The sequence below is a fragment of the Isoptericola sp. NPDC056605 genome (genome assembly GCF_042792795.1).
In the GTDB taxonomy this organism is placed as follows: Bacteria; Actinomycetota; Actinomycetes; order Actinomycetales; family Cellulomonadaceae; genus Isoptericola.
Map to the genome: position 1 here is coordinate 381905 of NZ_JBHTVT010000001.1, position 17268 is coordinate 399172.

Sequence of the window (17268 nt, forward strand, 5' to 3'; positions counted from 1 at the left end):
GTGCCGCACGCGATCGCCGACGACGCCGCCGAGATCGCCTATCAGGTGCGAGGCGACGGGCCGCCGCTGGTGCTGCTGGCCGGGCAGGCGAACTCGCACCGGTGGTGGGACCCGGTGCGCGCCGGGCTCGGCGCCGGGCGCCGCACGATCACCCTGGACTGGCGCGGCACCGGAGCGTCCGGCCCGACCGACCGCGAGCTCACGACCCGGCGTCTCGCGGGCGACGTCGCCGCCGTCCTCGACGACCTGCGCGTCGAGCGGGCGGACGTCTACGGCACGTCGATGGGCGGCCGCGTGGCGCAGTGGTTCGCCGTCGACCACCCCCACCGGCTGGGGCGGCTCGTGCTGGGCTGCACGACGCCCGGCGGCGCGCACGCCGTCGAGCGCTCGCTCGAGGTGCGCCGCGCGATGGTGCAGCCCGACCGGCGCGCGGCCCGGCGCGCCCTGCTGGACCTCATGTACACGCCGGGCTGGGTGGCCGCGCACCCCGGCCCGACGACCGTCGAGGGCGACCCCACCATGTCGCCGCAGGCGCGGCGCGACCACCTGCGCGCCAGCGACGGCCACGACGCGTGGGAGGCCCTGCCCCGGGTGCTGGCGCCCACGCTGGTGCTGCACGGCGCGGACGACATGCTCGCCCCCGCGGTGAACGCGGACCTGCTGGGGCAGCGGATCCCCGGCGCCCGCGTCGAGGTGCTGCCGGGCCTGCGGCACGCGTACTTCCACGAGGGCGAGGCCGTCGCGACGCCGCTCGTGCGCGAGTTCCTCGGGTGATCCCTCCGGTGAACCCCTGAGCCGGCCCTGAGCCCGCCGTCCTCCCGTGGTCGTACGCGTCGCCGGCGAGGTTCCCCTCCGAGGCCGACGACGCCGCCACCTGCGCGTTCGTAGCGTCGAGGACATGACGCAGCACGAGAACCACCACGACCACCACAGCACCCACCGCGCCGGCCGCGCCGACGTCTCGGCGGTCACCACGTCCCCCGTGCGCCGCTACCGCGGCGTCGGCGTGCTGGCCCTCGCCTCCGTCGTCGCCGTCACGACGACGGCGTGCGGCGCGATCACGGAGGCCCTGAGCGAGCGCGGCTCCGGCCACACCAAGGCGTTCGCGTACGACAGCGGCGCGGACGGCAAGGCCGACGAGGGGCTGCCCTCCTGGGTGCCGGACGACGCCTCCGACGTCCAGGGCGTCTTCCGCACCACCGGCGACGAGGTGATCCTCACGATGGACGCCGACGTGACGTCCCTGCCGTCCGACTGCACGTCCGTCGACGCCGACCACCCGCTCGTCGCGAAGCCCGCGCGCGGCACCCTCACCGCCGACGACTACCGCACCGGCTCGACGCTCGAGGCGGACTGGTGGGCCACCGGCCAGGAGCAGGACGCGACGCTGCAGTGCGGCGGCTGGTGGGTGGGCACCCAGGACGGCGACCTGTTCGCCTTCACCCCGGAGCTCAAGGCCGTGCAGATCGAGGACCAGCCCGACCCGGCGTGACGACACCGGGCCCGCCGGGTCGCCCGCACCGTGTCACGCGCACCATTTCACCCGCACCATCTTGGCCGGGCAGCGGCGTGGCGCCGCCGACGGACGGATCCTGGAGGGGTCCGGCACCCTCGTGGCGGCTCCCCACGCCCGGGGACCGGCGGTCACAAGGGAGTGGATCGGCGATGGTCACGACTCGGCGCGGGTTCTCCAGCTTCTCGGTGGACGACCTCGACGCGGCACGCAGCTTCTACGCGGACACCCTCGGGCTCCGCGTCACGACCCTGGACGACGGCATGGGCCTGGTGCTCCACCTCGACACGAGCTCCCCGGTGTTCGTGTACCCGAAGGAGGACCACACCCCGGCGGCGTTCACCGTCTTCCACCTGGCGGTGGACGACGTCGACCCGGTGGTGGACGACCTCGTCGCGAAGGGCGTGAGCCTGGAGCGCTACGACGGCTTCGACCAGGACGAGAAGGGCGTCGCCCGCGGCTTCATGGAGGGCGGCGACGGCGCCTGGTTCACCGACCCGGCGGGCAACGTCATCGGCCTGATGGACGGCGAGGGGGTGCGGCAGCTCCTCGACGAGGTCGGTGGCTGACCTCCAGCGCGAGCCGCCGCACCTCCCCCGCCGCCGCCGTCACTCGACGGTGACGGACTTCGCGAGGTTGCGCGGCCGGTCCACGTCCTCGCCGAGGGCGACGGCCGCGTGGTAGCCGAGCAGCTGGGTGGGGATGGTCAGCAGGATCGGGTCCAGCTCCACCTCGTTGCGCGGCACCTCGATGCGCGCGGTCGCGGCGTCGCCGAGCTCGACGCCCGGGTGCGTGATCGCGACGACGGCGCCCCCGCGGGCACGGATCTCCTGCGCGGCGGTGATGTTGCGCTCCAGCAGGTCGTCGGCGGGCATGATCGCGACGGTCGGCAGCTCGGGGCTGATGAGGGCGAGCGGGCCGTGCTTGAGCTCGCTGGTCGGGTACGCCTCGGCGTGCCGGTAGGTGATCTCCTTGAACTTCTGCGCGCCCTCGCGCGCCACGGGGTAGCCCCGCACGCGGCCGATGAAGAACAGGCTCGGCGCCTCGGAGAGCTCCTTCGCCGCCGCGGCGAGGTCCTCCTCGTCGCCCAGGATCTGCGCGATCTGCCCGGGGATCGCCCGCAGGCCGGCGATGATCCGCTTGCCGTCCGCGAAGGACAGGTCGCGCACGCGGCCCAGCGCGAGCGCGAGCAGCGCGAACCCGACGCCCATGTGCGTGAGGGCCTTGGTCGACGCGACCGCCACCTCGGGACCGGCGTGCAGGTAGATGCCGCCGTCCACCTCGCGGGCGATGGACGACCCGACGGCGTTGACGAGCCCGACGACGGTGCCGCCCTTGCGCTGCACCTCGCGGACGGCGAAGAGCGTGTCGGCGGTCTCGCCGGACTGGCTCACCACCACGTAGAGGGTGGACGGCTCGATGATCGGGTTGCGGTAGCGGAACTCGCTCGCGGGCTCGGCGTCGGCGGGGATGCGCGCCAGGTCCTCGATCATCGACGCCCCGAGCTGGCCCACGTAGTACGCGGAGCCGCAGCCGAGGATCTTCACGCGGGTGAACCGGCGCAGCTGGCGCGGGTCGAGGTTGAGGCCGTCGAGCTTGGCGGTGCCGAACCGGTCGTCGAGGCGGCCGGACAGCATCCGCTCCACCGTCTCCGGCTGCTCGTGGATCTCCTTGTGCATGAAGTGGGCGTGGCCGCCCAGCTCCAGCTCCTCGACGGTGAGGTCGATGGTGACGGCGTCGCGCGCCGTGTGCTCCTCGTCGTTCGTGAAGGTGCGGAACCCGTCGGCCGTCACGGAGGCGAAGTCGCCGTCGTCGAGCAGCACGACCTGGCTGGTGTGGCGCACGATCGCCGCGGCGTCGGAGGCCACGAACATCTCGCCGTCGCCGACGCCGAGCAGCAGCGGCGAGCCGTTGCGCGCGACGACGATCCGGTCCGGGTTCTGCACGTCGGTCACCGCGAGCGCGTAGGTGCCGTCGATCTGCGCGACGGCGGCGCGCACGGCGTCCTCGAAGGCCAGACCGCCGGCGAGCTCGCGCGCCACGAGGTGCGCGATGACCTCGGTGTCCGTGTCGGAGGTGAGCTCGACGCCCTCGGCGGTGAGGCGCGAGCGCAGCGCGTGGAAGTTGTCGATGATGCCGTTGTGCACCACGTGCACGCGGCCGTCGTAGGAGGTGTGCGGGTGGGCGTTGCGCTCGCTCGGCTCGCCGTGGGTCGCCCAGCGCGTGTGGCCGATGCCGACCGTGCCGGCGAGACGCGCGGGCAGGGCGGCCTCGAGGTCGCGCACGCGGCCCTTGGCCCGCACGACGCGCGACGGGTGCGCGCTGGAGCGCGGGTTGAGCACGGCGATGCCGGCCGAGTCGTAGCCGCGGTACTCCAGGCGCGTGAGGCCCTCGACGAGGACGGGTGCTGCCTGCTGGGGGCCGACGTAGCCGACGATTCCGCACATGGGTCTGGTTGCTCCTTGCCGTGGGGGTCTAGCCGTAGATGGTGCGACGGACCTGGCGCTCGCTGAGCTCCGGGGCGGCCACGAGGCGCTCGCGCAGCTCGGCGGCGATCTGCGCGTAGATCTCCTCGTTGCGGCGCCCGTAGGTGCGCAGCGACGCGTGCCGGCGACGGACGTACTCCTCGACCGGTTCGCGGTACCAGGCGAGGACGTCCTCGACGACGCGCTCCGCCTCCGCCGGGGACAGGCCCGTGGAGATCGCGATGCGGGCGACGAGATCGGCGTCGGTCACCGGGACATCATGCGCCCCTCGTTCCCGACATGCCAGATCCTGCCCGAAATCGGGCAGGATCTGGAATTGCCGGCGGCATCGGCGTCAGGGCGCCGGCACCTCGCCCGCCGACCGCACGGCCTCCTCGGGCGTCACCGACCCCGGCGGGGCGCAGACCACGCAGTACAGCCGCCGCCCCGGCAGCCGGGTCAGGGTCGGGTTGCCCGGCGTCTGTTCGTGCATCACGGCCGCGCCGACCCTCGTGTGCTCCAGGCAGGCCGCGGCCCCGCACGTGGAGCAGCTCGCCAGCGCCACCCTCTCCCGCCGGTCGCGCGTGGCGCACTCGTAGCAGTTCATCGCATCCTCCTTCCCCACGGGTCACGGCCTGCCCTGCGGGCGCCGGTCGAGGAGGCTCGGCGAGCGTCGGCGCCGGGCCGTCGTCGGCCCCGCGGTGATCCATCCGTCGCCTCCAACGTAGGACGGCACCCGCTCGCTCGCGGTGACGTGGGTCACAGCTTGGCACCCGGCGCTACGGCTCGCGGACCGCGTCGCCGTAGGCGTCCGCGAACCGGGCGAACAGCTCGAGGAAGGTGTCGACGTCGTCACCGAGGGCGGCGAGACCGTCGGCATACGCGCCGAGCGCCTGGCTCGTCGCCTCCTCGAATCGCTCGCGACCCTCCTCGGTCGGCTCGACGAGCCGCGCGGACCGGCCGGCCTCGGTGAACCGGCGCAGGAGACCGGCCGCGAGCGCCCCGTTGACCTGGCGGTTCACCGTGGACTGCTCGAGCCGGAGCGCCTCGGCGATCTCCCGCAGGGTGCGCGGACGACCGTCGGAGAGCAGCCACAGCAGCCGTCCGTCCGCGACGCCGATCGCGCTGCGGTGCTCGGCGAGGCGCCGGTAGACGTCGAGGCGCGCGAGGAGCGACGCGACGCGACGGTCGGCAGGCAGGTCGGCACCGGACGGGACGGGGCCTTCGGGCAGGTCGGGGACGACGGGCGACGTCGCGGACGACGGTGTCACGGGCGGCATCGGATTCCCTCCAGGGTTGACGCGGGTCAATATGCAGGTAGCATACACACGGTCATATGTACTTTACACATCTCGAGGTGTGCCGTGAGTTCTTCCCCGTCCCCCGACGCCGCCACGGCGTCACGGTCCTCCGCCCGCGCGGTGGCCGTCATCGTCGTGCTGGGCTTCAGCAGCCTGTGCGCCGCCCTCATGCAGTCGCTGGTCATCCCCATCCAGAGCGAGCTGCCCGAGCTGCTCGGCACCACCGCCAGCAACGCGTCCTGGGTCGTGACCGCCACGCTCCTCGGCGGCGCCGTCGCCATGCCGGTCACCGGGCGGCTCGCCGACCTCTACGGCAAGAAGCCGGTCCTGGCCGTGTCCGCCGCGATCCTCGTCGTGGGCTCGCTGGTCTGCGCCCTGTCCGACGCCGTCGGCCCGATGATCGTGGGCCGCGTGCTCCAGGGCGTGGCCATGGGCTACATCCCCGTCGCGATCAGCATGGTGCGTGAGGCGGCGCCCGAGCACCTGCGCAACACCGCGGTCGCCGGCATCAGCGCCACGCTCGGCGTCGGCGGCGCGCTCGGCCTTCCCCTGGCCGCGTGGATCGCCCAGGACTTCGACTGGCACGTCCTGTTCTGGGTCTCGGCCGCCCTCGCCGCGGTCATGACGATCGGCACCCTCGTCGTCGTCCCGCACCTGCGCAACGCCCACCCCGGCCGCCTCGACGTGGTGGGCGCCATCGGGCTCGCCGTCGGCCTCGTCGGCGTGCTGGTCGGCGTCTCCAAGGGCAACGACTGGGGCTGGGGCGCCGCGAGCACCCTCGGCATGATCGTGGGCGGCGTCGTCGTCCTGCTGCTGTGGGGCTGGTACGAGCTGCGCCACCACGACCCCCTGGTCGACCTGCGCACCACCGCCCGCCGGCCCGTGCTGCTCACCAACGTGGCCGCCGTCCTCATCGGCTTCGGCATGATGGCGCAGTCGATCGTGGTGCCGCAGCTGCTCCAGATGCCCACGGCCACCGGCTACGGCCTGGGCCAGACCATCCTCCAGGCGGGCCTGTGGATGGCCCCGGCCGGCCTCATGATGATGCTCTTCACGCCGGTCTCGTCCCGGCTGCTCACCCGGCTCGGCGGTCGCACCACCCTGGCGATCGGCGCCGGCGTCCTCGCGCTCGGCTACGTGGTGGCGGTCTTCCTCATGGACGCGCCGTGGCAGCTCATGCTCGCCTCGTGCGTGGCGTCCGCGGGCGTCGGGATCGGCTACGCCGCGATGCCCACCCTCATCCTCACCAACGTGCCCGCCGCCGAGTCCGCGGCGAGCGTGGGGCTGAACAGCCTCATGCGCTCCATGGGCACCACGGTGGCGGGGGCGGTCATGGCCATCGTGCTGACCAGCCACACCACCGTGCTGGCCCCGGGCACCCCGGCCGTCCCGACGGGGGGCGCGTTCCAGCTCTGCTTCGTCATCGGCGCCGCCGCCGCGGCCGTCGGCGCGGCGATCGTCCTGTGCATCCCGCGGCAGCGCGCCGGGCAGGAGGAGGGCCGGCACCTGGCCGCCGTCCCCGACGCCGACGACGAGCCGGCTCTCGTGGGCTGACACCGCGCGTCGGCCGGCTCGTCCGGACGGCGGGCCGGCACGAGCACCGCCCGGGCCTCCTCGAGCGCCCGGGCGGTGAGCGGCGCGGGGAGCACGTCCGGCGTTGTTGACTTTGAGGTACAAAACGGGGGTAGAGTGTCGCCCATGGCACGACCCAGGACGTTCGACCCGGACACCGCCGTCGACCAGGCGATGGAGGTGTTCTGGCGCCAGGGATACGGCGCCACGACCCCTCAGGACCTGGTGGACGCGATCGGCATCGGGAAGGGGAGCCTCTATCACGCGTTCGGCAGCAAGCACGCGCTCTTCGAGCAGGCGCTCCGCCGGTACCGAGACACGCAGACGGCGGCGCTCGTGGAGGCCCTCGAGAGGCCCGGGCCCGTGCGGGAGCGGCTCGGCAGTGCCCTGCGGGCCCTGGCCGCCATGGACCTGGCCGACCCTGACCACCGCGGCTGCATGGCGGTGAACGCCGCCGCGGAGCTCGCCGGCGTCGACCCCGAGGCCGTGGCGCACGTGCGCCGCATGCTCGATCGCACGGAGCTCGCGTTCCGCGCCCTGATCGAGGAGGGTCAGCGAACCGGCGAGGTCGCCGCGGACAGGGACCCTGCGGCGCTCGGCAGCCTGCTCATGAACACCGTCGTAGGGATGCGGGTCGTCGCTCGCGTCTCCGACGGACCCGACCGGCTCGACCGCGTGATCGACGCGACCCTCGCCATCATCTGAGTCCCCGCCCGGGGACGTCGAGCCGCTCGTCCTACCTCAGTTGTGTACCTACAGTTCAAGAAAGGTCATCGTCATGGAGCTCAACCTCACCCACAAGACGGCCGTCGTTACCGGCGCGAGCCGGGGAGTCGGACTGGCGACCGTGCGTGCCCTCGTCGCCGAGGGCGTGCGCGTCGCCGGCGCGGCCCGCACCATCACGCCCGAGCTCAAGGAGACCGGGGCCGTCGCCGTCGCTGCCGACCTGAGCACGGCGGACGGAGTCGACGCCTTCATGCGCGAGGCCTCCCTCGCGCTGGGCGGCATCGACCTCCTCGTCAACAACGTCGGGGCCGGCGACGACGTCCACCTGGGCGGCTTCCTCGACACCGACGACGCCCGGTGGACGAGGGTCTTCGACCTCAACCTCCTGAGCGCGGTCCGTGCCACCCGGGCCGCGCTGCCGAGCCTCGTCGAGCGACGCGGGGCGATCGTCAACGTCTCCTCCATGAACTCCAAGCTGCCGGCCGCCGCTCCCGTCGCCTACAGCGCGGCCAAGGCCGCCCTGACGGCGGTCGGCAAGTCCCTGGCGGAGGAGTTCGGACCTCAGGGCGTGCGCGTCAACACCGTCTCGCCCGGGGTCGTGCGCACGGCGATCTGGGAGGACCCCGAGGGGTTCGGCGGGACGGTCGCCGCCGCGTCGGGCGTGGACCACGCCACGTTCCTGCAGGCGATCCCCGAGGCCTTCGGCATCACCACCGGGCGCATGACCGAACCGCACGAGGTCGCGGCGCTGATCGCCTTCCTCCTGTCCGACGCGGCGGGCAACATCACCGGCGCCGACTACTTCATCGACGGAGGCTCGGTGAAGGCGCTCTGACCCGGCCGGCGGACCGGATCGGCCGTCGCGTCGGACTCGCCTAGAGGCCCGCCACCGCGACGACGGTCACCAGGACCACCACGAGGGCGATGCCCGCCGCCGCCACGACGTGCACCGCGGGGCGGCGGCGGAGCACCGCGACGAACTCGCGCAGGTACGCGCTGGGGAAGAAGTAGCCCGCCGTCGGGGCGCCCACCGCGTGCACGTCGAGGCTGAGGTCCATCGCCTCCATGGCGGCGCGCGGCGCGTGGTAGTTGTTCGTCGCGACGAGGTACGGGCCCGGCGTGCCGTGCTCCCGCAGGACGGCGACGCCGAGGGTGAGGTTCTCCCGGGTGGTGCGCGCCTGGTCCTCCACGAGCACGCGGTCGGCGGGCACGCCGTGGTCGACGAGCCACTCCCCCATCGCGACGCCCTCCGGTCGGTCCTCGTCCGCGCCCTGCCCGCCGGACGGGACGATCGGCACCGGGACGCCGTCGGACCCCAGCCGGTCCGCGGCGTCCCGCCCCGCCGTGAGGCGGGCCGCGAGGAGCGGCGGCACCCGGCCGCCCACCACCTTCGAGCCGAGCACGATGACGCCGCGCGCGGGCACCCGGTCCGCGTACCGGCGGTAGAGCAGCGTCTGGGTCACGAAGCCCAGGAAGACGAAGCCGAGCCACGCCGTGCCCATCAGCAGGCCCACCACCAGCCCCATGGTCCAGGGCACCTGCAGCACGAACGGCGCGACGACGACGAACGGCGCGGCGAGCATCGCCACCCCGACCAGCAGCGACAGGAGGTTGCCGAGGCTGCGGCGCTCGCGGCGCACCATCGTCAGCCCGTTGACCACGAGGAAGACCGGCAGCGCGAGCAGACCCAGGCCGAGGACGCCGAAGAGCAGGAACGTGAGCCACCCCATGGCGGTCGTGCCGCCGGGCACCAGCGCGACGAGCTGCCCCACCAGCCCCACGCCCGTGTAGACGACGGCGAGGGCGAGGAACCCGTTGCGCAGGCGGCGGCGGTCCACCCGCAGCGAGTGCACCAGCCAGGCCACCCACAGGCCGCAGATCACCGCCGAGACGACGACGGACCAGACGGTGGCGTTGACCTCGGCACTCACGCCCGCAGGATAGGTGGGCGCGGACGAAAATGCCGGGACCGCCAGGCGTCGTCGTGGTGCGATGCGGGGATGACCTCACGCATCTCGCACACGACGTTCGACTGCCGCGACGCCTATGCGCAGTCCGAGTGGTGGAAGCAGGTGCTCGGCTACGTCGACGTGCCGGGCGACCCCAACCTCCCCGGCCACGAGGAGTGCATGATCGTGCCGCCGGCCGGCCACGACGCGCCCGCCGAGAGCCACGGCAGGCTGCTGTTCATCGAGGTGCCCGAGCCCAAGACGGTGAAGAACCGCGGGCACCTCGACCTGCGCCCCACGGACCGTACGCAGGCGGAGGAGGTGGAGCGCCTGCTCGCGCTCGGCGCCACGCAGGTGGCCGACCTGCGCAGCCCGGACGGCCAGGGCGGCTGGGTGGTGCTCGCCGACCCGGAGGGCAACGAGTTCTGCATCCTGCTCAGCGACGCCGAGCGGGCTGCGGTGCTCGCGGCTCGGGAGGCGTGACCCGGGGGCGGGGGGCGGCCGCGCGGGCCGCGAAGACCGCCACGACGAGCAGCACGACGACGGCGAGCATCGCGAGCCGCAGCCCCAGGTGCTCGCCGAGGAAGCCGAGGAGCGGCGGGCCCACCAGGAACGCGAGGTACCCGCTGGTGGCGACGGCGCTCACCCGCTCGGCGCCGCGCTCCGGGTCGTCGCCCGCCGCCGAGATGGCGACCGGGAACCCGAGCGACGCGCCCAGGCCCCACAGCGCGACCGCGACGCCGGCCACCACCGGGCTCGGCGCGAACACCACGGCGAGGATGCCGGCGATGGCGCACACGGCGCTCACGGACAGCACCGCGGCGCGCCCGAACCGCTCGACCACCGGCCCGCCGGAGAACCGGCCCACCGTCATCGCCGCGGCGAAGCCGGCGTAGACCAGCGAGCCGTGCGTGGCCGACATCCCGTGGCCGTCGACCATGAGCAGGGGCAGCCAGTCGTTCGCGGCGCCCTCGGCGAACGCCATCGCGAGCACGACGACGCCGATGAGCACGAGGCGCCCGTCGCGCCACACGCTGGGGCGGCGCTCGCGCGGGGCGCCGGCCTCCGGCGCCTCCCGCGCCTCCTCCCGGCCCGTGCCCGCCGGGATCCCGGGCATCGCCCAGGCCACGAGCGCGGCCATGACGGCCGCCATGGCGAGGAGGTGCCACACGACGGGGAAGTCGAGCGCCGTGAGCGCGATGCCCACGAGGGCGCCGACGACGGTGCCGAGGCTGAAGCTGCCGTGCAGCGCGGGCAGCACCGGCCGCCCGGACTCGGCCTCCAGGGCCGCGCCCTCGATGTTGAGGCCGATCTCGCCGAGCCCGCCGCCCAGCCCGACGAGCAGCAGCCCCGCGAACGCCCCCGCCGCGAGGCCCGCGGCCGCGGCCAGGCCGATGACCCCGACGCCGGCCACCACCAGCAGGGAGCCGACCAGGATCACCGGGCGGGCTCCGCGGCGGCGCACGATCGGCCCCGCCGACAGCACGCCGGTCATCGAACCGACGGACAGCCCGAAGAGGACCAGCCCCATCCCCGCGGTGGACGCGCCGAGCGCGTCCCGGACGTCGGGCGTGCGGGTGATCCACGACGACATGCCGAGCCCCACGAGCAGCGTCAGCGAGAAGAGCGACAGTCGTCGGCGGAGCTGGTCGGGCATGCGGTGCATCGTATCCGCGATTCTCGTATCGATTCGACGCGCCGATTCGACGCGCCGCTCAGGCGCCGTCCTCCGCGAGGCTGCGCACCACCCGGGCGGGGTTGCCGACGGCGATCACGTTCGCGGGCACGTCGCGCGTGACGACGGAGCCGGCACCGATCACGGAGTTGTCACCGATCGTGACGCCGGGGCAGACGATGACGCCGCCGCCCAGCCACACGTTGTCGCCGAGCGTGATGGGCTTCGCGGCCTCGAGCTTGTCGCGCCGCGGGGTCGGCTCGACCGGGTGGGTGGGGGTCAGGAGCTGCACGTTCGGGCCGATCTGGCAGTCCGCGCCAATGACGATCGGCGCCACGTCCAGCGCGGTGAGGTGGTAGTTGACGAACGTCCGCGGCCCGACGTGCAGGTTCTCGCCGTAGTCGACGTACAGCGGCGGCCGGATCGCCGCGCCCTCACCGAGGGTGCCGAGCAGCTCCTCGAGCACCGGGCGGGCGCCCGCCGGGTCGTGGGGCGCCGTGCGCGCGTACTCGTCCTGCAGCCGCGCGGCCCGCAGGGCGCGGCGCTCGATCTCCGGGTCGTCCGCGATGTACAGGTCGCCCGCGAGCATGCGCTCGTGGTTGGTGCGCGGGTCTCCGGCGAAGTGGTCCGTGGTCATGGCGAGGAGCGTAGCGGGCATGTGTACGGACGTACATATCGCGCGCGCCCCACCGGACTGCTCCCCGACCCCCGTTCCGCTACGTTCGGCGCATGTCACCCACGTTCGTGCTGGTCCACGGCGCTTTCGCCAACTCCTTCTCGTTCGCGCCGCTGCAGGCCGAGCTCGCCCTGCGCGGGCACCGGTCCCTCGCCGTCGACCTTCCCGGCCACGGGTTCGCGGCCACGTTCCCGGTGGAGTACCAGGCGCCGCAGGACCTCGCCGGGCTCGCGTCGGCACCCGGGGCGATCAAGGGCGTGACCCTCGCGGACAACGCCGCGCACGTGATCGAGGTCCTCGAGCGGGCGCGCGAGCACGGGCCGGTGGTCCTGGTCGGCCACAGCCGCGGCGGCGTCACCGTGACCGCGGTCGCGAACGCCCGCCCCGACCTCGTCGACCGCCTCGTGTACGTGTCGGCGTGGGCGCCGGTGGACCTCGACGTGGGCGACTACTACGCCGAGCCGGAGATGGCGACGTTCGACGCGACCGCGGTCGCGGGCGCCGCGGCGGCGAACCCCGCCGACGTCGGCCTGCTGCGGTGCAACTTCCGCACGGCCGACCCGGACGTGCTCGCGGGCCTCAAGGCCGCGTTCCTCGCCGACGGCACCGACGACGAGTTCCGCGGCTTCCTCAACACCTTCCAGCCCGACGAGAACCTCGACGCCGGCACCCCGGACGACCGGGCGCAGGCCGCGACCTGGGGCACGGTGCCCCGCGCCTACGTGCGGCTGAGCGAGGACGCCAGCATGCCGCTCGCGATGCAGGACCGGCTGATCCGCGAGGGCGACGCCCTCACCCCCGACAACCCCTACGCGGTGCGCACGCTCGCATCGAGCCACCTCAGCTGGCTGGTGCGCCCCGCCGCGGCCGCCGACGTGCTCGCGGAGCTCGCGGCTCGCTGAGCGGCGGGTGCAGCACCAGCACCACGACGACCGCCACCATGATCACCGCGGTGAGCGTGACGGGGACCGGGATCACCGGGTCGAGCAGCACCAGCAGCGCGCCCACCGGGACCACCGTGTCGACCACCCGGTCGGCGTTGTCGCGGATCGCGATCCACCAGACGCCCAGCACGAAGACGGCGATCGGGACGGTGACCGTGAACGACGCCCCCACGTCGGACAGCGCGGTGTGCCCGGTGATCGCGTCGACCTCCACCTCGATACCGGCGGAGAACGCGCCCGCGGCGGCGAAGACGAAGTAGTGCGCGTAGCCGTACCGCAGCGAGCGCGACAGCCGACCCTCGTGGCCGAGGGCGCGATGGTGGGGCGGCCAGAAGTAGACCCACCAGAGGGCGGCGGTCACGACGACGGTCAGCACGGCGACGGAGACCAGGGAGGCGAGGTCCTGCTCGTCGTGCAGCGCCTCGATGATGGCGTTGGACGACGCGAGGAGGCTCTCGCCGAGCAGGATCAGCGTGAACAGGCCGTACCGCTCGGTGATGTGGTGCGGGTGCCACGGCGTGCGGCCGCGGGTCTCCGCCGCCACCGGGACCGCCAGCTCGGCGGCGGCGAGGACCACCCAGGCCACCCCCTGCACGGACTCGGGCAGCGCGAGGAGCGCGAGCCAGCACACCTGGACGGCGGCGATGCCCGCCGCGTACGCCCGCGTCGCTCCGCGTGTCGGCCCGGCCGTGCCCGACGCGCGGAGCCACTGCGCGATCATCGCCACGCGCATCACGACGTACCCGGCGATGACGACGGTGAAGTCGCGCTCGGTGAACACCGACTCGATCCCCGCCGCGAGCACCAGCACGCCCGACATCTGCACGATCGTCAGCACGCGATAGAGCCAGTCGTCGGTGTCGAACGACGTGGCGAACCAGGTGAAGTTCATCCACGCCCACCAGATCGCGAAGAACACCATGCCGTACGACGCCAGCCCGCTCCCGACGTGCCCCTCGGTGAGCGCGTGGTGCAGCTGCACGGACGCGACGCTCACCGCGACCACGAACACGAGGTCGAAGAACAGCTCCAGCGTGCTCGCGGTGCGGCCGGGCTCGTGCGGGTCGCGTGCGGACATGCGCACCAGGCGCGACCGTGCGGGGTTCTCGGGCGGGCTCACGCGAGTCATCGTGCACCCGTCGCGCCCGACGGGCCACGGGTCCCGGGCCCGGCTACGCTGCCCGGGATGTTCTCGGACCGTAGACGTCGGCGCGCCGCGCGACGGATCAGGCCCGGGGACGGGCACGCCCTCCAGCGCTTCCGGTGGTGGCAGCCCCTGTCGCGGGCACTGTTCCACCTGGACCTCGTGCACGGCGGCGCACCTGAGCGGTGGTCGGTCGACGTGCGGCTCTGGGGCGACTCCGACGACGGCGACGTGCGGGCGCGGCTCTACCGCGACGGCGTGCACCTCGCGACGTCGAAGCTCCCGGCCGAGCTCCCCGTCACCGGCGGCGCCGTCCAGGTGGCCACCAGCAGCTACGGGCTGCGCCGCTGCCACTACGTCACCCCGGACGGGCACGAACGCCAGCTCGAGCCCGACCCCGCGTCCGCCGAGGGGCGCCGCGCCCGGCTGGAGCGTGAGCGCCCCGGCCTGAGCCGCGGGATCGGGGCGGTCTCCTGGGTCGTGCTCGCCGTCGCGCTGGTGCTCGGCGCCCCGCAGATCGTCGAGCAGATCTCCCAGATCCCGCCCGTCGCCGAGCACCTCGGCACGTTCACGTCACCGGTCCGGCTGCCCGCGGGCCTCAACGTCGCCCTCGTCGTCGCCGCCGCGCTGGCCAGCACCGAGCGCGCGCTGCGCCTGCGCTACCACTGGCTGCTCGACGGCGGCCTGTTCGAGGGCGACGACTAGAACCCGCCCGGCCGGTCGCAAGGACCACACCTGTCTGACCTGTGACTATGGTGCCACCATGCTCGCCAGGACCCCCGGGATCACCCCTCGCGTCGCGCTGGTCTGCGGGGCGTTCATCGCCATGACCGCGGTGTCCGGATGCTCGACCGCCGAACCGCCCATTCGCGTCGCCATCGTGGACTCCGGGGTTGCGGCAGACCTGGACGCCTTCAAGGCCTACACCATCGCCTCGCCCACGGAAACCGTCATCGGCGGGCACGGCACGATGATGGCCTCCGTCGCCTTGGGTACGAACGGCAACGGCGCGGAGCCCGTGGACCCCGAGCTGGTCGAAGTTCTGAGCATCAATATCGACGGGCGCTCCGGTGACGGCGAGGCACTGGCCGAGGGGATCGTCGCCGCAGTCGACGACGGCGCTGACATCATCCTGGTGAGTCGAGGAGTCCGGCGCGACACCGCAGCCCTTCGATCTGCCGTCGAGCGCGCCGGCGACGCCGGCTCGGTCGTCGTGGCGGCGGCCGGGAACGTGCGCTTCTTGACGGCCGACTATCCAGCACGCTATCCCGATGTCATCTCCGTCGGGGCTGCCACGAGGGACGGGCAACCCTGGTCCCACTCCGCGAAGGAGCCGGTGGATACCTTTGCGCTGGGCGTCGACGTCTCGGTGCTTGATGAGCATGGCGCCGAACGAGTCGAGTCGGGCACCTCGGTGGCTGCCGCACTCGTCGTCCGCGACCTTCTGGGCCGGCTCGCTGACAAGACGATCCCAGACCCCTCGCGATACGAACCACCGAAGGTCGTCCAACCTGCAACATGACCCCCACGACTGGGCGCTCGCGGCCAGACCGAAGGCGTCAGCGCGCGCCTGACCTGCACAGAGAATCGTTTGATGTCATAGTTCCGCAGTGCGAACCCGATAGCCAGCAAGTTCCCAGTCAACATCCGGTCTCATGCGCGCCCTCGCGGCAGCGGTGGCTGGGGCCATGCTCGTCACCACGGCCGTCGGCACCTCTGCTTCCGCCGCCTCGGAGGCCACCACGGGGGCGGACGTCGCCCCCGGCGCGCCCGTGGCACACGACGCCCTGGGGTTCGACCCGGAGAACATGACCGGCGAGGAGGTCGTCACCAAGGGCCTTGAGCAGGACGGGCTCGACGTCGATGCGGTCGAGGTCGATCTCGACCAGATCCAGATCGGCGCCGAGGCCGAGAGCCCCCAGGGCCAGTTCGCCTTCGTGCTCCAGCTCGACACCGACACCGCTACGGGTACCTACACCGTCACCGACGAGATCCAGGGCGAGACCGTCACCACCGCGTACGACGTAGCGGTGCAGACCTCGACCCCCGAACGCGCGGTCTTCACCCTCACCAACCCCGTCACGGAGGAGACGTACCACTACGACTCGACCACGGCGAACGAGTCGGTGGCGTTCGTGATCCCCGTTGCGTTCGCCGCCATCTCGCTCAGCACCGCGCTGTACTACCTCGCTATCGGCGCCGCGATCGTCATCGGTGGCGTCCTCGCCGTCGAAGCGGCGAAGTCGATCAGCAAGATCATTGCCGAGAACAACAAGCGCCCGAAAAGCAAGAAGCGCTATCACTATCCGGCAGACGTGAAGGGTGACAAGGTCTACATCAGCCCCAAGGGCCTGACGTCCTCCGCAGCCGTCACCCGCGGAAAGAAGGGTCACGACGTCTGGTCGACCAGCAAGGCCGGCGCCAAGACCATCGCGACCAAGATCAAGGGCAGCAAGAAGCCTGTCGGCCCGGAGATCCACGGCGGCGGCAAGCCTGGGTACATGTGGCACTATCACCCGTACAACCGGACCCCGAAGATGCACTCGTTCTACGGCCACGCCCGCACGTAGCGATGCTGAGGAGCGCAGCGATCTTGACCTCATCCCGCTACACGGAACTCCTTGCCCAGGCACGCCAGGAGCTCGGAGTACCCGAGGCCGCGGGCATCACGGATGTCGTTGCACTCCTCGGTGCATGGGGCGCGACACCCATGCCCGTGGGCTCCTTCGACACGAACCTCTGCGACGAGTACGTCGACGAGGCACTCGTCGTGTACCAGGCGAGCATCGACGACGTGCACCTGATCGCGGAGCATCTCACCGACGACGAGCGCGAGGGTTTCTCACCGGACGACTCCGACGAGGGCTCGGACGACCTGGAGGCCACCAACACCGGCGCGACGGACGACTGGTCGGAGGTCTCGGACGATCTCGATGCCGGCCGGCGGGTCATTGTTCTCCTCGAACGGGACCGCGCGGACTCGACGCAGGTCGGAAACTTCAGGGTCCATGGCGCAGGCCAATGGATCCGCGAGCGCCTGTGGGCGGCGACGGGTGTGCTGCCCCGCGACCCAGGGAGCAGCGGCTCCGACTTCTATTCCCAGGCGCTCGACCTTGCACGCCCCGGGCGTCCCGACGTACCAACGGCTCTTTACGACAGGCTGCCCGGTTGGCTTTGGAGCGCCTACGTGGCGTTCATGCGTCCCCGCTGGCGTCGGGCCCGCGACCGACGCCTCGGGGCCGACGTTGAGGATTGACACCTCGACCCCGGGTGAGAACGCCGCGACGCGCACGAGAACGACGC

The 17268-nt window shown here is 72.8% G+C and carries 20 protein-coding genes; 12 read left to right on the top strand and 8 right to left on the bottom strand.

All coding sequences use genetic code 11. The features are described 5' to 3' along the window. The 3 genes from ACFQ8Y_RS01695 (at position 1) to ACFQ8Y_RS01705 (ending at position 2082) form a co-directional block, all read left to right on the top strand. Positions 1 to 774 (top strand): alpha/beta fold hydrolase, encoded by a 774-nt coding sequence (locus tag ACFQ8Y_RS01695; protein WP_430584403.1) that lies wholly within the window; start codon positions 1 to 3, stop codon positions 772 to 774. Positions 775 to 898: 124 nt separating this feature from the next. After that, positions 899 to 1492 carry a hypothetical protein gene (locus tag ACFQ8Y_RS01700; protein WP_430584404.1) on the top strand — a complete coding sequence of 198 codons (594 nt, stop codon included), beginning with the start codon at positions 899 to 901 and terminating at the stop codon, positions 1490 to 1492. 173 nt (positions 1493 to 1665) lie between these two features. Then, positions 1666 to 2082, top strand: coding sequence for a VOC family protein (locus tag ACFQ8Y_RS01705; protein ID WP_430549309.1), 417 nt, complete (start codon positions 1666 to 1668; stop codon positions 2080 to 2082). 39 nt (positions 2083 to 2121) lie between these two features. Here ACFQ8Y_RS01705 and glmS read toward each other — a convergent pair whose 3' ends face one another. From glmS to ACFQ8Y_RS01725, 4 genes are all read right to left on the bottom strand, one after another. Further along, positions 2122 to 3960: a glutamine--fructose-6-phosphate transaminase (isomerizing) gene (gene glmS / locus ACFQ8Y_RS01710; protein ID WP_430549310.1), complete on the bottom strand. Its 1839-nt coding sequence runs from the start codon at positions 3958 to 3960 to the stop codon at positions 2122 to 2124. A 28-nt stretch (positions 3961 to 3988) separates the two neighbouring features. Beyond that, positions 3989 to 4249, bottom strand: a complete 261-nt coding sequence (locus ACFQ8Y_RS01715; RefSeq protein ID WP_430584405.1) for a hypothetical protein — start codon at positions 4247 to 4249, stop codon at positions 3989 to 3991. A gap of 84 nt (positions 4250 to 4333) precedes the next feature. Continuing rightward, positions 4334 to 4585 (bottom strand): hypothetical protein, encoded by a 252-nt coding sequence (locus ACFQ8Y_RS01720; RefSeq protein WP_430549312.1) that lies wholly within the window; start codon positions 4583 to 4585, stop codon positions 4334 to 4336. 172 nt (positions 4586 to 4757) lie between these two features. Next, positions 4758 to 5249: a MarR family winged helix-turn-helix transcriptional regulator gene (locus ACFQ8Y_RS01725; RefSeq protein ID WP_430584406.1), complete on the bottom strand. Its 492-nt coding sequence runs from the start codon at positions 5247 to 5249 to the stop codon at positions 4758 to 4760. Positions 5250 to 5342: 93 nt separating this feature from the next. Here ACFQ8Y_RS01725 and ACFQ8Y_RS01730 point away from each other — a divergent pair, with 93 nt between their 5' ends. The 3 genes from ACFQ8Y_RS01730 to ACFQ8Y_RS01740 all read left to right on the top strand — a co-directional run bounded on the left by ACFQ8Y_RS01730 (position 5343) and on the right by ACFQ8Y_RS01740 (position 8412). Beyond that, positions 5343 to 6833 (top strand): MFS transporter, encoded by a 1491-nt coding sequence (locus tag ACFQ8Y_RS01730; protein ID WP_430584407.1) that lies wholly within the window; start codon positions 5343 to 5345, stop codon positions 6831 to 6833. Between the two features lie 144 nt (positions 6834 to 6977). Continuing rightward, positions 6978 to 7556, top strand: a complete 579-nt coding sequence (locus tag ACFQ8Y_RS01735; RefSeq protein WP_430584408.1) for a TetR/AcrR family transcriptional regulator — start codon at positions 6978 to 6980, stop codon at positions 7554 to 7556. A 73-nt stretch (positions 7557 to 7629) separates the two neighbouring features. Then, positions 7630 to 8412, top strand: coding sequence for an oxidoreductase (locus ACFQ8Y_RS01740; protein WP_430562158.1), 783 nt, complete (start codon positions 7630 to 7632; stop codon positions 8410 to 8412). 40 nt (positions 8413 to 8452) lie between these two features. On the opposite strand, the gene ACFQ8Y_RS01745 is transcribed toward ACFQ8Y_RS01740, so the two are convergent. Beyond that, complete coding sequence (locus tag ACFQ8Y_RS01745; protein ID WP_430584409.1) at positions 8453 to 9508, bottom strand: YdcF family protein; 1056 nt, start codon at positions 9506 to 9508, stop codon at positions 8453 to 8455. A gap of 69 nt (positions 9509 to 9577) precedes the next feature. Between ACFQ8Y_RS01745 and ACFQ8Y_RS01750 the strand changes: the two genes are divergently transcribed. Then, positions 9578 to 10009, top strand: a complete 432-nt coding sequence (locus ACFQ8Y_RS01750; RefSeq protein WP_430584410.1) for a VOC family protein — start codon at positions 9578 to 9580, stop codon at positions 10007 to 10009. Here the strand turns inward: ACFQ8Y_RS01750 and ACFQ8Y_RS01755 are convergent. Continuing rightward, positions 9963 to 11183 carry an MFS transporter gene (locus ACFQ8Y_RS01755; protein ID WP_430584411.1) on the bottom strand — a complete coding sequence of 407 codons (1221 nt, stop codon included), beginning with the start codon at positions 11181 to 11183 and terminating at the stop codon, positions 9963 to 9965. The two genes, ACFQ8Y_RS01750 and ACFQ8Y_RS01755, sit on opposite strands and share 47 nt — an antisense overlap. Positions 11184 to 11241: 58 nt before the next feature. After that, entirely contained in the window at positions 11242 to 11838 is a 597-nt protein-coding gene (locus tag ACFQ8Y_RS01760; RefSeq protein WP_430584412.1) for a sugar O-acetyltransferase, read from the bottom strand. A gap of 92 nt (positions 11839 to 11930) precedes the next feature. Between ACFQ8Y_RS01760 and ACFQ8Y_RS01765 the strand changes: the two genes are divergently transcribed. Further along, positions 11931 to 12779, top strand: coding sequence for an alpha/beta fold hydrolase (locus ACFQ8Y_RS01765; protein ID WP_430562154.1), 849 nt, complete (start codon positions 11931 to 11933; stop codon positions 12777 to 12779). On the opposite strand, the gene ACFQ8Y_RS01770 is transcribed toward ACFQ8Y_RS01765, so the two are convergent. Next, on the bottom strand, positions 12718 to 13950 hold the full coding sequence (locus ACFQ8Y_RS01770) for a low temperature requirement protein A (protein ID WP_430584413.1): 1233 nt from the start codon (positions 13948 to 13950) through the stop codon (positions 12718 to 12720). The two genes, ACFQ8Y_RS01765 and ACFQ8Y_RS01770, sit on opposite strands and share 62 nt — an antisense overlap. Positions 13951 to 14007: 57 nt before the next feature. Between ACFQ8Y_RS01770 and ACFQ8Y_RS01775 the strand changes: the two genes are divergently transcribed. The 4 genes from ACFQ8Y_RS01775 (at position 14008) to ACFQ8Y_RS01790 (ending at position 17221) form a co-directional block, all read left to right on the top strand. Beyond that, positions 14008 to 14670: a hypothetical protein gene (locus ACFQ8Y_RS01775; protein WP_430549323.1), complete on the top strand. Its 663-nt coding sequence runs from the start codon at positions 14008 to 14010 to the stop codon at positions 14668 to 14670. A 58-nt stretch (positions 14671 to 14728) separates the two neighbouring features. Further along, a complete protein-coding gene (locus tag ACFQ8Y_RS01780; RefSeq protein ID WP_430584414.1) occupies positions 14729 to 15487 on the top strand; it encodes a S8 family serine peptidase in 759 nt (252 codons plus the stop codon). A 166-nt stretch (positions 15488 to 15653) separates the two neighbouring features. Further along, positions 15654 to 16535: a hypothetical protein gene (locus tag ACFQ8Y_RS01785; protein ID WP_430584415.1), complete on the top strand. Its 882-nt coding sequence runs from the start codon at positions 15654 to 15656 to the stop codon at positions 16533 to 16535. A 23-nt stretch (positions 16536 to 16558) separates the two neighbouring features. Continuing rightward, on the top strand, positions 16559 to 17221 hold the full coding sequence (locus ACFQ8Y_RS01790; RefSeq protein ID WP_430549326.1) for a hypothetical protein: 663 nt from the start codon (positions 16559 to 16561) through the stop codon (positions 17219 to 17221). Positions 17222 to 17268 lie beyond the last annotated feature (47 nt).

What these genes read in the sequence shown, in the direction of transcription:
- ACFQ8Y_RS01700 (WP_430584404.1), top strand. Translation starts at nt 899, where the DNA reads ATGACGCAGCACGAGAACCACCACGACCACCACAGCACCCACCGCGCC.
- ACFQ8Y_RS01705 (WP_430549309.1), top strand. Translation starts at nt 1,666, where the DNA reads ATGGTCACGACTCGGCGCGGGTTCTCCAGCTTCTCGGTGGACGACCTC.
- glmS (WP_430549310.1), bottom strand. Translation starts at nt 3,960, where the DNA reads ATGTGCGGAATCGTCGGCTACGTCGGCCCCCAGCAGGCAGCACCCGTC.
- ACFQ8Y_RS01720 (WP_430549312.1), bottom strand. Translation starts at nt 4,585, where the DNA reads ATGAACTGCTACGAGTGCGCCACGCGCGACCGGCGGGAGAGGGTGGCG.
- ACFQ8Y_RS01735 (WP_430584408.1), top strand. Translation starts at nt 6,978, where the DNA reads ATGGCACGACCCAGGACGTTCGACCCGGACACCGCCGTCGACCAGGCG.
- ACFQ8Y_RS01740 (WP_430562158.1), top strand. Translation starts at nt 7,630, where the DNA reads ATGGAGCTCAACCTCACCCACAAGACGGCCGTCGTTACCGGCGCGAGC.
- ACFQ8Y_RS01750 (WP_430584410.1), top strand. Translation starts at nt 9,578, where the DNA reads ATGACCTCACGCATCTCGCACACGACGTTCGACTGCCGCGACGCCTAT.
- ACFQ8Y_RS01755 (WP_430584411.1), bottom strand. Translation starts at nt 11,183, where the DNA reads ATGCCCGACCAGCTCCGCCGACGACTGTCGCTCTTCTCGCTGACGCTG.
- ACFQ8Y_RS01760 (WP_430584412.1), bottom strand. Translation starts at nt 11,838, where the DNA reads ATGACCACGGACCACTTCGCCGGAGACCCGCGCACCAACCACGAGCGC.
- ACFQ8Y_RS01765 (WP_430562154.1), top strand. Translation starts at nt 11,931, where the DNA reads ATGTCACCCACGTTCGTGCTGGTCCACGGCGCTTTCGCCAACTCCTTC.
- ACFQ8Y_RS01770 (WP_430584413.1), bottom strand. Translation starts at nt 13,950, where the DNA reads ATGACTCGCGTGAGCCCGCCCGAGAACCCCGCACGGTCGCGCCTGGTG.
- ACFQ8Y_RS01775 (WP_430549323.1), top strand. Translation starts at nt 14,008, where the DNA reads ATGTTCTCGGACCGTAGACGTCGGCGCGCCGCGCGACGGATCAGGCCC.
- ACFQ8Y_RS01780 (WP_430584414.1), top strand. Translation starts at nt 14,729, where the DNA reads ATGCTCGCCAGGACCCCCGGGATCACCCCTCGCGTCGCGCTGGTCTGC.
- ACFQ8Y_RS01785 (WP_430584415.1), top strand. Translation starts at nt 15,654, where the DNA reads ATGCTCGTCACCACGGCCGTCGGCACCTCTGCTTCCGCCGCCTCGGAG.